Source organism: Pseudomonas sp. 22082, assembly GCF_052046055.1.
In the GTDB taxonomy this organism is placed as follows: Bacteria; Pseudomonadota; Gammaproteobacteria; order Pseudomonadales; family Pseudomonadaceae; genus Aquipseudomonas; species Aquipseudomonas pharyngis.
Map to the genome: position 1 here is coordinate 12,993 of NZ_JBQEQB010000027.1, position 14,125 is coordinate 27,117.

General features: G+C 59.7%; 16 protein-coding genes. 8 read left to right on the plus strand and 8 right to left on the minus strand.

All coding sequences use genetic code 11. The annotated features are described in order from the left end of the window. Positions 1-31: 31 nt before the first annotated feature. Both ACTJK9_RS25560 and ACTJK9_RS25565 read left to right on the plus strand, forming a co-directional pair. On the plus strand, positions 32-226 hold the full coding sequence (locus ACTJK9_RS25560) for a hypothetical protein (RefSeq protein WP_007951579.1): 195 nt from the start codon (positions 32-34) through the stop codon (positions 224-226). Between the two features lie 102 nt (positions 227-328). After that, complete coding sequence (locus ACTJK9_RS25565) at positions 329-511, plus strand: hypothetical protein (protein WP_064597883.1); 183 nt, start codon at positions 329-331, stop codon at positions 509-511. Here the strand turns inward: ACTJK9_RS25565 and ACTJK9_RS25570 are convergent. Next, positions 508-1,569, minus strand: a complete 1,062-nt coding sequence (locus ACTJK9_RS25570; protein WP_039767635.1) for an AI-2E family transporter — start codon at positions 1,567-1,569, stop codon at positions 508-510. The two genes, ACTJK9_RS25565 and ACTJK9_RS25570, sit on opposite strands and share 4 nt — an antisense overlap. 156 nt (positions 1,570-1,725) lie before the next feature. On the opposite strand from ACTJK9_RS25570, the gene trhP reads away from it, so the two are divergent. Beyond that, complete coding sequence (gene trhP, locus ACTJK9_RS25575) at positions 1,726-3,054, plus strand: prephenate-dependent tRNA uridine(34) hydroxylase TrhP (protein WP_064597885.1); 1,329 nt, start codon at positions 1,726-1,728, stop codon at positions 3,052-3,054. A 37-nt stretch (positions 3,055-3,091) separates the two neighbouring features. Here trhP and ACTJK9_RS25580 read toward each other — a convergent pair whose 3' ends face one another. Further along, positions 3,092-3,322: a hypothetical protein gene (locus ACTJK9_RS25580; protein ID WP_064597887.1), complete on the minus strand. Its 231-nt coding sequence runs from the start codon at positions 3,320-3,322 to the stop codon at positions 3,092-3,094. A gap of 94 nt (positions 3,323-3,416) precedes the next feature. After that, complete coding sequence (locus tag ACTJK9_RS25585; RefSeq protein WP_221397711.1) at positions 3,417-4,130, minus strand: FadR/GntR family transcriptional regulator; 714 nt, start codon at positions 4,128-4,130, stop codon at positions 3,417-3,419. A 364-nt stretch (positions 4,131-4,494) separates the two neighbouring features. Between ACTJK9_RS25585 and ACTJK9_RS25590 the strand changes: the two genes are divergently transcribed. Together ACTJK9_RS25590 and gudD are read left to right on the plus strand one after the other, a co-directional pair. Next, the gene (locus tag ACTJK9_RS25590) at positions 4,495-5,841 is read left to right on the plus strand and encodes an MFS transporter (RefSeq protein WP_440817084.1); all 1,347 of its coding nucleotides are present in this window, start codon (positions 4,495-4,497) and stop codon (positions 5,839-5,841) included. 24 nt (positions 5,842-5,865) lie between these two features. Then, positions 5,866-7,209 carry a glucarate dehydratase gene (gene gudD, locus ACTJK9_RS25595; protein WP_085608310.1) on the plus strand — a complete coding sequence of 448 codons (1,344 nt, stop codon included), beginning with the start codon at positions 5,866-5,868 and terminating at the stop codon, positions 7,207-7,209. Here the strand turns inward: gudD and ACTJK9_RS25600 are convergent. Further along, entirely contained in the window at positions 7,206-8,081 is an 876-nt protein-coding gene (locus ACTJK9_RS25600) for a LysR family transcriptional regulator (RefSeq protein WP_085612726.1), read from the minus strand. The genes gudD and ACTJK9_RS25600 overlap by 4 nt on opposite strands. Positions 8,082-8,241: 160 nt before the next feature. Between ACTJK9_RS25600 and ampC the strand changes: the two genes are divergently transcribed. Then, the gene (gene ampC / locus ACTJK9_RS25605) at positions 8,242-9,408 is read left to right on the plus strand and encodes a class C beta-lactamase (RefSeq protein WP_221397714.1); all 1,167 of its coding nucleotides are present in this window, start codon (positions 8,242-8,244) and stop codon (positions 9,406-9,408) included. Between the two features lie 61 nt (positions 9,409-9,469). Here the strand turns inward: ampC and ACTJK9_RS25610 are convergent, their stop codons facing one another. Further along, complete coding sequence (locus tag ACTJK9_RS25610; RefSeq protein ID WP_371857745.1) at positions 9,470-9,802, minus strand: hypothetical protein; 333 nt, start codon at positions 9,800-9,802, stop codon at positions 9,470-9,472. 481 nt (positions 9,803-10,283) lie between these two features. Here ACTJK9_RS25610 and ACTJK9_RS25615 point away from each other — a divergent pair, with 481 nt between their 5' ends. Further along, positions 10,284-10,958 (plus strand): AAA family ATPase, encoded by a 675-nt coding sequence (locus tag ACTJK9_RS25615; RefSeq protein WP_440817091.1) that lies wholly within the window; start codon positions 10,284-10,286, stop codon positions 10,956-10,958. Positions 10,959-11,045: 87 nt separating this feature from the next. Continuing rightward, the gene (locus ACTJK9_RS25620; protein ID WP_440817094.1) at positions 11,046-11,432 is read left to right on the plus strand and encodes an AAA family ATPase; all 387 of its coding nucleotides are present in this window, start codon (positions 11,046-11,048) and stop codon (positions 11,430-11,432) included. Positions 11,433-11,602: 170 nt separating this feature from the next. Here the strand turns inward: ACTJK9_RS25620 and ACTJK9_RS25625 are convergent, their stop codons facing one another. From ACTJK9_RS25625 to ACTJK9_RS25635, 3 genes are all read right to left on the minus strand, one after another. Then, a complete protein-coding gene (locus ACTJK9_RS25625; protein ID WP_085612729.1) occupies positions 11,603-12,169 on the minus strand; it encodes a DUF4174 domain-containing protein in 567 nt (188 codons plus the stop codon). 209 nt (positions 12,170-12,378) lie between these two features. Beyond that, positions 12,379-13,164 carry a sulfite exporter TauE/SafE family protein gene (locus tag ACTJK9_RS25630; protein WP_011335062.1) on the minus strand — a complete coding sequence of 262 codons (786 nt, stop codon included), beginning with the start codon at positions 13,162-13,164 and terminating at the stop codon, positions 12,379-12,381. A 95-nt stretch (positions 13,165-13,259) separates the two neighbouring features. Further along, on the minus strand, positions 13,260-14,009 hold the full coding sequence (locus ACTJK9_RS25635) for a hypothetical protein (RefSeq protein WP_440817097.1): 750 nt from the start codon (positions 14,007-14,009) through the stop codon (positions 13,260-13,262). Positions 14,010-14,125: the final 116 nt, after the last annotated feature.

Genomic DNA, 14,125 nt, shown 5'->3' on the forward strand with positions numbered 1-14,125 from the left:
CAACAGGTTGATAACAACAAGGACGACTTGAATGCCTACACAGAATCCGCACCGCATCGTCGGTTTATGCACCTCGAGCAAGGTCTACAACGCCCTGACCGAACTCAAGCACCTGGAAGGCCACCGCACGGCGAAGTTTCTCTCGTTGCTGGCAGAAAACCTGGTGCGTAAGGGTTTTCTCAACGAACACGAGATCGTGCACATGCTCGATCAAGTGGTGGATTGAGCCAGCCCTCAGCGGCGTCAATGACCACTATCGAAAGCGTTGATTGTCCCTGAAACGGCCAATTCCCTAAGGTAGCTCCACAGATTGATGGAGGTACTTTTCATGGCTCAGGTTCAAATCATGTCCGTTGTCGGCAGCGCCGTTCCCGCATCGCTCAGAGAGCTGGGGCTGCTCGCCTGCTGGTATCTGGTGCGCGACGGCGAGCCGGTCAGCGGCCCGCTCACGTCCTTGCCGGCGGCTCAAGCGCTGTCGCAACAACTGCTCAGCGGCCCGTTCAAGGCTTAAGGCAGCTGCACTTTCGGTTTGCTTTCGATGAACAGCGCCCAGCTCGACATGAACAGGGCCGCGATCAGCGGCCCGATCACAAAGCCGTTCAGCCCGAACACCGCCAATCCGCCCAGGGTCGAGATCAGGATCATGTAGTCCGGCATCCGTGTGTCCTTGCCCACCAGGATCGGGCGCAGCAGGTTGTCCACCAGACCGATCACGAACACCCCGAACAGCCCCAGCACCACGCCCTGCCAGATCATCCCGCTGAGCAGGAAGTAAACCGCGACCGGCACCCAGACAATCCCCGCGCCCACCGCCGGCAGCAACGACAGAAACGCCATCAATACCGCCCAGAGCAACGCACTGGGAATGTCGAGAAACCAGAAAATCGCCCCGCCCAGCGCACCCTGCGTGATCGCCACCAGCAGATTGCCCTTCACCGTGGCGCGTACCACGCGATTGAATTTCAACTGCAAGCGACGCTTGTGATGCTCCTCCAGCGGTATCGCTGTGCGCACCTTGCGCGCCAGTTCGGCGCCGTCGCGCAGGAAGAAAAACAGCAAGTACAGCATGATGAAAAAACTCACCACGAACTCGAATGTGCCCTGGCCGAAACTGAACGCCTGGCTCGCCAGCGCCTGACTGCCCTGCATGGCGGTCTTGACGATTTTTTCGCGCAAGGCATTGAGTTCGCCCATGCCGAAGCGGTCGAGCAAGTGCTGAAAGTAAGGCGGCAGGCTGTGCTTGAACTGCGCCAGATAAGCGCCGATATCGAGCTTGCCGCTTTCGATATTGTCGTAAAGCGTCGCCCCTTCCTGCACCAGCAGCACACTGAGGACGATCACCGGCAAAATCGCGATCACCAGGCAGATGCTCAAGGTACACAGTGATGTGAGGTTGCGTTGCCAGCCGAATTTCAGTTGCAACTGGCGCTGCATCGGTGCGAACAGGATGCCGAGGATCACCGCCCAGAACACCGCACCGTAGAACGGCAGCAGGATCCAGATGAAGGCGACCGTCACCAGAAACAACAGCACGGTGAGGGATTTGAATTGCAGACTCTTTTGGTTCATGTCCGGTCCAGGTCAGTCAGGCGCCACCCGCGCCCGTCCCGTTTAGTCAGCCAGCGTCAGCGCGAGTGCCCTGTTTCTTCATTGAGCATAGATCCAGATCAATAAACCCTCGGCGCAACTGCTCTACCCTGCCGCGCTTTTGCGACCGACGCCGCCATGACGACCTCCTTCACCCCCGAACTGCTCGCCCCCGCCGGCACCCTGAAAAACATGCGTTACGCCTTCGCCTATGGGGCCGATGCGGTGTACGCCGGCCAGCCACGCTACAGCCTGCGGGTGCGCAACAACGAGTTCGATCATGCCAACCTGGCGCTTGGCATTCGTGAAGCCCAGGCCCAGGGCAAGCGCTTCTACGTGGTGGTCAACATCGCGCCGCACAACGCCAAACTGAAGACCTTCCTCAAGGACCTGGCGCCGGTGATCGAGATGGCGCCGGACGCGCTGATCATGTCCGACCCCGGCCTGATCATGCTGGTGCGCCGCCACTTCCCGCAGATGCCGATCCACCTCTCGGTGCAGGCCAACACGGTGAACTGGGCGAGTGTCGAATTCTGGCAACAGCAGGGCTTGAGTCGGATCATCCTGTCCCGTGAATTGTCGCTGGAAGAGATCGGCGAAATCCGCGAGCAAGTGCCCGGCATGGAGCTGGAAGTGTTCGTCCACGGCGCGCTGTGCATGGCCTATTCCGGCCGCTGCCTGCTCTCGGGTTACATGAACAAACGCGACGCCAATCAGGGCACCTGCACCAACGCCTGCCGCTGGAAATACTCGGCGCAGGAGGCCAGCGAAAACCAGCTCGGCGAAATCGTGCAGACCTTCGAACCGCAACCGACCCTCGGCCTCGGCGCCCCCACCGATCAGGTGTTCCTGTTGCAGGAAGCCAACCGACCCGGCGAGCTGATGCCGGCCTTCGAAGACGAGCACGGCACCTACATCATGAATGCCAAGGACCTGCGCGCGGTGCAGCACGTCGAGCGCCTGACCCGCATGGGCGTGCACTCACTGAAGATCGAAGGCCGGACCAAATCGCACTTCTATTGCGCGCGCACCACCCAGGTCTATCGCCGGGCCATTGACGATGCGGTGGCCGGCCGCGAATTCGACCGCAGCCTGATGACCGATCTGGAATCCCTCGCCCAGCGCGGCTACACCGAAGGCTTCCTGCGCCGGCACGTGCATGACGAATACCAGAACTATCAGAACGGCAGCTCGGTGTCGGAGCGTCAGCAGTTCGTGGGTGAACTGACCGGCGAGCGCCGGGATCGTCTGGCCGAGGTCAAGGTTAAGAACCGATTTGCGCTGGGCGATCATCTGGAACTGATGACGCCCAAGGGCAATTTCCATTTTGATCTGCATGAACTGCAGAACCTCAAGGGCGAAGCCATCGACGTGGCGCCGGGGGACGGGCACACGGTGTATCTGCCGATTCCGGATGCGGTGGATTTGCGCTTCGGCTTGTTGATGCGCGATCTCGGCGCTGTTTAAAAGCATCAAAAAAACCCGGCAATCAGCCGGGTTTTGTTCAGCGCCTGTCATCGGACAGCGGTGTCGGCTCGTCAGCCGGCGGTATGTCTTCATCGGACGACGGATCCTTCCAGTCTTCCGGCCGGTCGGCATCGCTCAACGGGTCGCGCCCGGGCATGACGCCCGGCGGCATCTCGTGATCGGCCAGAGTCGGCTCATCCGTACCGGGGACTTTGCGGGTAGGGTCGGTTGGGGCCGTGCCTCCCTGAAACAGCGTATCGTCAGCCATGATTGCACCTCAGAGCATGAGGCCCGGAAGATCCGGGTCGTACTCGTTGGAAGTGCCGCCCCACAGGGCGTGCTATCGAACAGACCAGCGGCATTCAGCTCGTGGCCGAAAACCGGTCTCGACTGTTGGTCAGATGCAACCACATTGCTGCGCGCGCCGCGTCCGCGTCCTGACGTTTGATGGCGTTGAAGATCGCCTCATGCTCAAGATTCGCCAGTTGCCCGAGCTTGCTCAAATCCACCGCCCCGCGCTCGGCCGCATTGACCCGGGTGCGCGGGATCATCGCGCTGCCAAGGTGTTGCATGATTTCGGTGAAGCAGACATTGCCGGTGGCTTCGGCAATCAGCAAGTGGAAGCGCCGGTCGGCTTCGACGCAGCTGTCGTTATTGGCCAATAGACGCTGATAGTCGTCCAGCGCCTGACGCATCTGCACCAGTTGTTGCTCGGTGCGGCGCTGCGCGGCCAGCGCCGCCGCTTGCGTCTCCAGGCCCATGCGCAGCTCGAGAATGCTGCGCACCCCCAGCGCGGTGTCGACATTCAGCCGCAGCCCCTGCTCCGCTGCGCGTTCGATCACGAAGGTGCCGATACCGTGCCGCGTCTCCACCAGCCCTGACGCCTGCAACTTGGAAATCGCCTCACGCACGACGGTGCGGCTGACGCCGTGTTCCTGAACGATCGAGTTTTCCGACGGCAACTTGTCACCGGGCAGCATCTGACCGAGCAGGATGCTCTGGGTCAGTTTTTCCACCAGGTCGTGGGCCAGGTTGTGCGCGCGTTTACGGGCGGGGGCGTCGAAGTCGTCTTGCATGGTCGGTTCCGGTGATCGGGGCAAACCGATCGTAGCACTGGCGGCAATGACTTGTATGAGCTCCTATGAATTCCGGGATCCAGCTTGTATGACAACACTCAATTTTAGCTAGAAAATCTTCCACTGCGCCGAGCAGTCGCCCCACTTGCACTGGAACAAAACGCTCTACTACGCGTGCCAAAACTCCTACAAAAGCCAACAAACACGGCGCATAAAATCTGAAAAAGCATAAAAACCCTTTCCCGTAGACAAATTTGATTGAGCACTCCCGCTTGTAGGACAAAAAAATCTAGTTGTATGATGTCTATCAACAACGCAACACCAGCCACACCCCGCATAAAAATAACGAGTGGGAGAAAACCAAGTGAAATCGTCCATTGCCGGGATGAACGAGGGCGCCGATTCGGTGCTGTCCTCCGCCATTGCCAAAGTCAAACGCCACGTCCTGCCGCTGTTCGTCATCATGTTCATCGTCAATTACATTGACCGGGTGAACATCGGTTTCGTCCGTACCCACATGGAACACGACCTCGGCATCGGTGCCGCGGCCTACGGTTTCGGTGCCGGTCTGTTCTTCATCGGTTACGCGCTGTTCGAAGTCCCTTCCAACATGTTGCTGCAAAAGGTCGGCGCGCGAATCTGGCTGACCCGCATCATGCTCACCTGGGGCCTGGTGGCCGCCGGCATGGCGTTCATCCAGAACGAAACCCACTTCTACATCCTGCGATTTCTGCTCGGCGTGGCCGAAGCCGGGTTCTTTCCCGGAGTGATCTACTACTTCACCCGCTGGTTGCCGGGGGCCGAGCGCGGCAAGGCGATTGCGATTTTCTTGAGCGGTTCGGCCGTGGCCTCGCTGATTTCCGGCCCGTTGTCCGGCCTGTTGCTGCAGATCGAAGGTCTGGGCATGCATGGCTGGCAGTGGATGTATTTCATTGAGGGGATGTTTTCGGTCTGCCTGTGCGTATTCGTCTGGTTCTGGCTCGACGCCAAACCCCACGATGCGAAATGGCTGACCCGCGCCGAACAGGATGCGCTGGTCAAAGCCATCGACGATGAGCAGAAGGCCCGCGAAGCCGCGACCCCGATCCGGCCGTCGCTGGGCAAACTGCTCAAAGATCGCCAGATCATCCTGTTCTGCCTGATCTACTTCTTCATTCAATTGACGATCTACGCCGCAACGTTCTGGCTGCCGAGCATCATCAAGAAGATGGGCGAGATGAGCGACTTCCAGGTCGGCCTGTTCAACTCGATTCCGTGGCTGCTGTCCATCATTGGCATGTACGCGTTCGCTTCGTTCTCGGCGAAGTGGAAACACCAGCAGGCGTGGGTTGCCACTGCATTGCTGATCGCTGCTGCGGGGATGTTCATGTCCACCACCGGCGGGCCGATCTTCGCTTTTGTCGCGATCTGCTTTGCCGCACTGGGTTTCAAATCCGCATCGTCGCTGTTCTGGCCGATTCCGCAGGCTTATCTCGATGCGCGGATCGCCGCTGCCGTGATCGCGTTGATCAACTCAGTGGGCAACCTCGGCGGCTTCGTCGCTCCCACCACTTTCGGTTTGCTCGAGCAACACACCGGTTCGATCCAGGGCGGCCTCTATGGCCTGGCCGCGACCTCGATCATTGCCGCGATCATCGTATTCGCCGCCCGTATGACACCCAAATCCGCACCTGACGTCGCCGTGGCCGATGCCGCGCCGAAACACGCCTGAATCCGCTTGAAAGGACAACGCCAAATGACCGCACACGACATCGCCAAAGCTCCGATCATCACCGAAATGCAAGTCATCCCGGTGGCCGGCCACGACGGCATGCTGCTCAACCTGAGCGGCGCCCACGGGCCGTTTTTCACCCGTAACATCGTCATCCTCAAGGACAACGCCGGCCACACCGGCGTCGGTGAAGTGCCCGGCGGCGAACGCATCCGCCAGACCCTCGAAGACGCTCGCAGCCTGGTGGTCGGCAGCCCGATCGGTACTTATCAGAAGATCCTCAACCAGGTCCGCCAGACCTTCGCCGACCGCGATGCCGGCGGCCGTGGCCTGCAAACCTTCGACCTGCGCATCACCATTCACGCGGTCACCGGGCTGGAAGCCGCCCTGCTCGACCTGCTCGGCCAGCACCTCGACGTGCCAGTGGCCGCATTGCTCGGCGAAGGCCAGCAGCGTGATGAAGTGAAGATGCTCGGTTACCTGTTCTACGTGGGCGACCGCCGGGAAACCGACCTCGCCTACCGCAGCGAACCGGATGCCGACAACGACTGGTTCCGCGTGCGTCACGAGAAAGCCATGACCGCCGACGCCGTGGTGCGTCTGGCCGAGGCTGCGCACGCGCGTTATGGCTTCAAGGACTTCAAACTCAAGGGCGGCGTGCTCAGCGGCGATGCCGAAATCGAAGCGGTGACCGCACTGGCCGAGCGCTTCCCGGATGCCCGCATCACGCTCGATCCGAACGGCGCGTGGTCATTGAAAGAAGCGATCCGTTTGTGCCGCGACCAGCATCATGTGCTGGCCTACGCCGAAGACCCGTGCGGTGCAGAGAATGGTTATTCGGGCCGCGAAGTGATGGCTGAATTCCGCCGTGCCACCGGGCTGAAAACCGCCACCAACATGATCGCCACCGACTGGCGCGAAATGGGCCACGCGATCCAGTTGCAGTCAGTCGACATTCCGCTGGCCGACCCGCACTTCTGGACCATGCAGGGTTCGGTGCGCGTGGCGCAAATGTGCCACGAATGGGGCCTGACCTGGGGCTCGCACTCCAACAACCACTTCGACATTTCCCTGGCGATGTTCACCCACGTCGCGGCCGCCGCACCGGGCGACATCACCGCCATTGACACCCACTGGATCTGGCAGGACGGCCAGCGCCTGACCAAGGCACCGCTGCAAATCGTCGACGGCTGCGTGCAGGTGCCGAAAAAACCGGGGCTGGGCGTGGAACTGGACATGGATCAGGTGGCCAAGGCCCACGAACTCTATAAAGGCATGGGGCTGGGCGCACGGGATGACAGCGTGGCGATGCAGTTTCTGATTCCGGGCTGGACGTTCGATAACAAGAAGCCGTGTTTGGTGCGTTAAGCCTGCGCAGCCTCCAGCAACCAGTGTTTGAACGCCGCCATCGCTGACGTCTCCGGCCGAGACTGCAAGCGCGTCAGCCAATAGCTGCCGGTGCTGATTTCGATGGCAAAGGGTTGGCGGATCAGGTCCGCCGCCAGTTGCCGGGCAAACATCAACGGCGGCGCCAATGCCACCCCGCCGCCCTGCAACGCCGCTTCCATCATCGCCAGCGACGAGTCGAACACGATGCTCTGGGGCGGCGCAGCATGGGTCGCCAGACCGGCCGCGTGAAACCATTCCGGCCACTCGTCGGTGCGATAGGAGCGCAGCAAACGGTGCTGCAGAAGATCCCCCGGCGTGTGCAGTTGCCGGGCGATTTCCGGCACGCAGAGCACCGACAATGGCGCCTCCAGCAAACGGGTCGCTTCAATGCCGTGCCACGCCCCGGCGCCAAACCGGATCGCGTAATCCAGCCCCTCGGCGGCGACGTCCACCCGGTTGTTGTTGGTCGACAGCCGCAAATCTATGAGCGGATGTTTCGCCTGAAAGTCCGCCAGCCTCGGCAACAACCAGCCAACGGCAAAGGTGCCCACCGCGCCGACCGTGAGCATTTCCCGATATTGCCCGCCCGCCAGACGCTCGAGCATCTGCGCGATATGATCAAACGACGTGGTCAGCACCGGCAGCAGGGTTTCGCCCTCGCCGGTCAGCATCAGCCCACGGGGCAGGCGTTTGAACAGGATCACGCCGAGTTGCGCCTCCAGGCTTTTCACTTGATGGCTGACGGCCGCCTGGGTCACGCACAACTCCACGGCGGCGCGGGTGAAGCTCAAGTGACGCGCAGAGGCTTCGAAGGCGCGCAGTGCATTCAAAGGCAATTGAGGTCGAATCATGCCAAGTCCCAAATTTTTCTAATGGCTCGTCCGAGTTTTCATCGTTTGTCGAAAGACGCCGGACTGCCTAGATTTGGCGGCGCCGATCAGCCGGCCCGACGGAAAACGCTCGCAGTGTAGCGGGATAACACCATCAACACTCATGGAGAGTGGTTCAAGCATGCCTTCGATCAACCTGAACAAATTCAAGTCCTACAGCGCTTTCGGACTTTTCTTCAGCACCGCCACTTGCTTGGCCGCCCCGCCAACCGACGATCAGTTGCAGGCGCTGGTCAAGGCCACCGTGACCCCGGTCATGCAGCAACAGGACATCGCAGGCCTCGCCGTGGCCGTGACAGTCGATGGCAAGGCGCATTACTTTAATTACGGTGTCGCCGACAAAAGCACCGGGCAAGCGGTAAGTGAAAACACCCTGTTCGAAATCGGTTCGGTGAGCAAAACCTTCACCGCGACCCTCGCCGCGTACGCCCAGGCCAGCGGCAAACTGCAATTCTCCGACAAGGCCAGCCAGCACTGGCCCGAACTCAAAGGCAGCGCCTTCGACCACATCAGCCTGCTGCAACTGGGCACCTACAGCGCGGGGGGACTGCCGCTGCAATTCCCGGATGCCGCAGATTCTTCCGACAAGATGCTCGGCTATTACCAACAGTGGAAACCGACGTATCCGGCCGGCAGCCATCGCCTGTATTCCAACCCGAGCATCGGCCTGTTCGGCTACCTGGCCGCAAAAAGCCTCGGTCAACCGTTCAATCAGGTCATGACCGAAACCCTGCTGCCGAAACTCGGGCTCAAGCACACCTTCCTGTCGGTGCCGGCGTCTGAACAAAAGCTCTACGCCCAAGGCTATGACAAGAACAACAAACCGATCCGAGTCAGCCCCGGCGCCCTCGATTCCGAAGCCTACGGCGTAAAAACCAGCGCCGCCGACCTGCTGCAATACGTCCAGGCCAACCTTGACACCGCGAAACTCGAAACACCCCTGCAAAAAGCCATCGCCCTCACCCACACCGGCTACTACACCGTCGGCGACATGACCCAGGGCCTGGGCTGGGAACGCTACACCTACCCGATCAGCCTCGACCGCCTGCTGGACGGCAACTCGACGCCAATGGCCATGGAACCGCACAAGGTCAAATGGCTGAATCCGCCGCAGCCAGAACTGGCGAACGTGCTGTTGAACAAGACTGGCTCCACCGCTGGCTACGGTGCGTATGTCGCGTTTGTACCGTCGAAGAAAGTCGGGATCGTGATTCTGGCGAACCGCAATTATCCGAATGGAGAGCGGGTGAAGATTGCGCACAGGATTCTGGGTGAGTTGACCCGGTAATCACGCCATAAAAAACGGGCGACCTGAGAAGGTCGCCCGTTTTTATTTCAGGGTTTGAAAACTACGCCTGTAGCTTCCAGCCCAGTACATCCATCAGATCGCAACTGTCGCGCAGCGGGATTGCCAGCACCCGGGCGAAGTCCTGCAGCAGCAAGGCGTCGTGGCCGATGCCGTCGCTCAATGAAAGTGTTTCCAGCAACTGCGTCACGCTGCGCAAGCGGTAGGCGGCGGTGCCGTGGAGTACGTCTAACGGGGCTTCTCGGTCGATCAGGAGACAGGGAATCTGGCAGTCGATGCCGGTGATGGGGATGTAACGGGGTTTGGAATTAGCGATTTGTTCGCGGGAATCTGAATTCGTGGGAGTTTCTGGCCTGCTCGGATCTGCTTTTTTCATGTGTGAAGACCTCTGACGTTAAGGGAGAAAACTGCCGAGCTCCCTTCCACGAGAGGGTGGCAGCTTTGCGCAGGTGTGGAAGTCCGGGGCCAGAGAAACCCGGTGCACTTGAGAGTGCTCCTGCGCATAGCTGCCATAAACAACGATGGTGGCATAAAAAATACCAACATGTGGTCACAGGCGCACATACGCTTCCCTGTTATCCCCGGACTTCCACATCCGACCGCTGATTTTGCAGCGGCCCGATGAGGTTATCGGCGTACGACTCAAGCCACCAGTTCACCAACGCCGCCGCGTTTTGAAGGAAACTTCCGATGGGTTTGAAGGGTGTTGCCGCGTAAATTTCCGGGCACATTCAGCAATGATTTTCAAAGGTGACCGGCTCAAAGAGATGCATCTAAACTGCACCGCATTGCCGGGTTATCGCGGATGAAATGACGTTCGCCAAACACCTGACCGACTGAAACACAGAGGGGAATGAATGAAGATCGACAGCCTCAAACTCACGAATGTAGGTCGGTTCAATGACATCACCGTTCATTTGGCTTCTCTCTCCGGATCCCATTCCAACGTCACAGTTTTCGTGGGAATCAACGGCGCCGGTAAAACCACCCTGCTGAAAGCGCTCACCACCTGCCTGAGCTGGCTGATAGCAAGAATTCGCACCCAAAAAGGCAATGGCAGCCATATCGCAGAGGAAGACATTCGCAAAGAGACCCCGGCTGCCATCGTCTCGATCGCGGTAGCAGAACCTGCACATCCGCGAGTCAGTCCCGACTCTGATCCCGATGAAGAAGACGATGTATTCGTATGGGGTATGTCACACAGCAAGCAGGAAGGGAAAACGGCTCTGAGCAGCTCCCTGGAAGACGTAAATCTGCTCGCCGATCACTATCGCGTCCTGCTGACAGCCGATGACAACGCCTCACTCCCCCTGATCGCCTACTATCCGGTGGAGCGATCGGCTATCGAAATCCCGCTGAAAATCAAAAGCGGACAAACCTTCGATCAACTGGCGGGCTACGACGACTCACTGAAACACAGCACCGACTTTCGCCGCTTCTTTGAATGGTTTCGAGAGCGTGAAGACAGCGAAAACGAGTCCGGCATTTCCGATTCCGCATTGAACGAAATAGCTCAAAAGCTTGGTGCTTAGAGCGAAGCCTGGAAGACGTTATCCGAGCTAAAAGCTTCGTCCCGTGACGCCCAACTGACGGCCGTCCGCTGCGCCATCGCGGCCTTCATGCCGGGCTTCACCAACCTGCGAGTACAGCGACAACCTCGCCTGCACATGGCGGTCGACAAGGACGGCGTCACTTTCAATGTCGCCCAATTGTCGCAAGGCGAAAAGTCGATGCTGGCGCTGGTCGGCGACATAGCCCGCCGACTGGCCATGATGAACCCGTCACTGGACAACCCGCTCCACGGCGAAGGCGTCGTCCTCATCGATGAAGTGGACCTTCATCTGCATCCGGAATGGCAGCTCAACCTTATCCAGCAATTGAGCAAAACATTTCCAAACTGCCAATTCGTGCTGACAACCCAATCTCCCCTGGTCGTTAGCGAAGCAAAAGATGCACTGGTTTATGTGCTGAATGACGACGAGCTTTACGAGCGCAACAACCTTTAAAAACTCGATGCCAATCAGATGTGGATCAAAACCACAGGAACCGGCATCGCAGAACAGTGTTGGATTGTCCTCCATGACCGCCTGCGGTCATCTTCAGATCAAAACACCGTGGGCAAAAAAATGGCGACCGCTTGATAACGTTCGCCATTTTTATTCAGAGCCTGCCTCAATCAATCATCCGGCATTTCCGGCGGCTTGGCCGGTTTGGTCGGTTTCGCCGGTTTTATCCCTTTCGCACCCTTGGCCGGCGCCGGTTCTGCAGCAGCCGGGGCCGTGACCACGGTGGAAGTGGCTTCTTTTTCAGCGGCAGGCAACGCATCAATGGTGTCGAAGATCTTCTTCAGATCGACCGCCGCCGCTTCCTCTCCAGAAGCCGTCAGTTTGGTCTCTCCATCCTTGCCCACCAGGAAGACTTTCGGATACGCCCCGGCGCCCAGCTTCAGCGAGCGCAGCAGCGCCATGGTTTGCTGCTGCTCGAGGCTTTTGCCATCGACCTGACCGCTCATGCTCAGGATGGTGTAAACCTTGATCTTGCGGTCGGCGATGCCTTGTTTGTTGGCCGGGTCGTCCAGCGCTTTTTTCAGGCTGACCCAATAAGAATCGACTGTGCTGGAAGCGATCACGATCAATGGGCGGTTAATGCCCTTGTCGACGTCCAGAGGGGAATCGCCGTCGGCGGCGAACAGGGGGCCGGCAATCGCCAGCAAGAGTGTCAGGGTCAGTGACCTGATGAGCATGCGCATCTCCTTTTGATATCCACGCTCTAATGATTGCGCATCGCGGCGATTGTTCCGGGGGCTGCCCGGCAAAAGTGTTTCGCCTTGCCCAAAGCTTAGGTCAGCACCGATTTTGCGCAACCGGTTGGGCGCGACCCTGCGCCCATTTGTTTACCTTTCATGCCGCGTCAGCTGACGCTCGAGCCTTCGGGGTCATGGATGCTCGCCGATCAGAACGCCAGCTTGTAACCGATCAACACCAGCATCGTCGCCAGGCACGGGCGCAGCAGTTCATCGGAGACGCGGCCGGTCAGGTGGCTGCCGAGCCAGATGCCCGGCAGCGAGCCGACCAGCAGAAAGCCCAGCACGCCCCAGTCCATGTTGCCCATGCTCGCGTGGCCGAGGCCGGCGACCAAGGTCAGCGGGACGGCGTGGGCGATTTCGGTGCCGACCAGGCGGCGGGTCGGCAGCAGCGGATAGAGGATGAACAGTGCGACGGTGCCAAGGGCGCCGGCGCCGATGGAGGTCAGGGCGACCATGGTGCCGAGGATCAGACCGGTGATCACGGTCATGACATTCAGGCGCGCGCCGCTGGGGTTATAGTTGCCGCCGGCGCGTTTGTGGGCGAATTCCAGCAGGCGCTTCTTGAACAGAATCGCCAGCGCCGTGGCGAACAGCACGAAGCCCAGCGCTTGCTTGATGATGGCGTTCATCGCATCCGGCGCGGTGTGCAGGGTGCTGAGGAACCACAAGGTCATCGCCACCGCCGGAACACTGCCCAGGGTCAGCCAGCCGGTGATGGCCCAGTCGATGTTCTTGTTCTTCCTGTGCACCAGCACGCCACTGGATTTGGTGATGGCCGCGTACAGCAGATCCGTGCCCACCGCCGTGGCCGGATTGATGCCGAACCACAGCAGGATCGGCGTCATCAACGAACCGCCGCCGACACCGGTCATGCCGACGATGAACCCCACCACCAGCCCGGCAATCACCAGGCCGAAATTTGCCAATTCCATTAAGACGTCCAGACAAACCACAGGAAAATCCGGCCCGCAGCATAACCAGTTTTCTTATAACGCCCTATATCGATCGGATCTATCGTTATGCCATTTCACTGCACAGGCAAAAAATTCAAAAACAACAGGCTCTGGGCGTAATTCAAACCGATGCGCCGGTAGCGCTCGTCGAGCATCTGGGTCAGCAGATCCAGACGCGCCACGACTTTGCCGAACTCCGTGGCGAAGCTCAGGTTGCTGCCCTCCTCGGAAATCTCGTTGGAAAACAGCAGCGGCTGGCCATCCTTGTTCTGCCGCTGAGCGAGGATCCACGTGGCTTTCTCGATGTTGCGCGCGGCGTTGTTGACGAAGGTCGGGTTGATCGCATCGGTCATGTAGAACTCGGTGCGGTTGCCGTGAGCGGTGACCAGCATGCTGCCGATCGCATAGATGAACGCGCCGACCCGGTCGCCGAGGAATTCGGGGCTCATGGCATAGCTCAGCGCTGCCAGATCCTTTCTGCCGCCGAGGGTCGGCAAAGGTTGCTGCTGTTCGATGGCCAGCCGCACCTGTTTGACCGCCGTGCGAATGTCGAGAAAACCGGATTTGCGCAGTTCGTCCGGGTTGCGCAGGTACAACTTGCCCATCAAGCGGTAGAGGCTGTCGAGGTTGTCGCGCATCGCCAGTGTGGCCATGCGGTCGACGCTGGTCTGGAGAAATTCCTGAGGCCTGCCCTCGCGCATCTGGGTGATGAAATTGTTGCCGTCCTGATGGCTGCAACCGCCGAACAACAGGGTCGACAGGCAGGCCAGCAGCAGGCACGGGCGATGAATGAATGCAGCGATGGGGTGCAAAACTCTCGGCATGAATTCTTTGACGGACACGTTCCTGTGCGGCGGAAGTCACCGCACCCTGGCCATGGATAGAGCCGGGGAATTCGCAAAAGTGCAGTGCCGGCGTGGATTCCCGACCTTCGGCGCCC

What these genes read in the sequence shown, in the direction of transcription:
- ACTJK9_RS25560 (WP_007951579.1), top strand. Translation starts at nt 32, where the DNA reads ATGCCTACACAGAATCCGCACCGCATCGTCGGTTTATGCACCTCGAGC.
- ACTJK9_RS25565 (WP_064597883.1), top strand. Translation starts at nt 329, where the DNA reads ATGGCTCAGGTTCAAATCATGTCCGTTGTCGGCAGCGCCGTTCCCGCA.
- ACTJK9_RS25570 (WP_039767635.1), bottom strand. Translation starts at nt 1,569, where the DNA reads ATGAACCAAAAGAGTCTGCAATTCAAATCCCTCACCGTGCTGTTGTTT.
- trhP (WP_064597885.1), top strand. Translation starts at nt 1,726, where the DNA reads ATGACGACCTCCTTCACCCCCGAACTGCTCGCCCCCGCCGGCACCCTG.
- ACTJK9_RS25580 (WP_064597887.1), bottom strand. Translation starts at nt 3,322, where the DNA reads ATGGCTGACGATACGCTGTTTCAGGGAGGCACGGCCCCAACCGACCCT.
- ACTJK9_RS25585 (WP_221397711.1), bottom strand. Translation starts at nt 4,130, where the DNA reads ATGCAAGACGACTTCGACGCCCCCGCCCGTAAACGCGCGCACAACCTG.
- gudD (WP_085608310.1), top strand. Translation starts at nt 5,866, where the DNA reads ATGACCGCACACGACATCGCCAAAGCTCCGATCATCACCGAAATGCAA.
- ACTJK9_RS25600 (WP_085612726.1), bottom strand. Translation starts at nt 8,081, where the DNA reads ATGATTCGACCTCAATTGCCTTTGAATGCACTGCGCGCCTTCGAAGCC.
- ampC (WP_221397714.1), top strand. Translation starts at nt 8,242, where the DNA reads ATGCCTTCGATCAACCTGAACAAATTCAAGTCCTACAGCGCTTTCGGA.
- ACTJK9_RS25610 (WP_371857745.1), bottom strand. Translation starts at nt 9,802, where the DNA reads ATGAAAAAAGCAGATCCGAGCAGGCCAGAAACTCCCACGAATTCAGAT.
- ACTJK9_RS25615 (WP_440817091.1), top strand. Translation starts at nt 10,284, where the DNA reads ATGAAGATCGACAGCCTCAAACTCACGAATGTAGGTCGGTTCAATGAC.
- ACTJK9_RS25620 (WP_440817094.1), top strand. Translation starts at nt 11,046, where the DNA reads ATGCCGGGCTTCACCAACCTGCGAGTACAGCGACAACCTCGCCTGCAC.
- ACTJK9_RS25625 (WP_085612729.1), bottom strand. Translation starts at nt 12,169, where the DNA reads ATGCTCATCAGGTCACTGACCCTGACACTCTTGCTGGCGATTGCCGGC.
- ACTJK9_RS25630 (WP_011335062.1), bottom strand. Translation starts at nt 13,164, where the DNA reads ATGGAATTGGCAAATTTCGGCCTGGTGATTGCCGGGCTGGTGGTGGGG.
- ACTJK9_RS25635 (WP_440817097.1), bottom strand. Translation starts at nt 14,009, where the DNA reads ATGCCGAGAGTTTTGCACCCCATCGCTGCATTCATTCATCGCCCGTGC.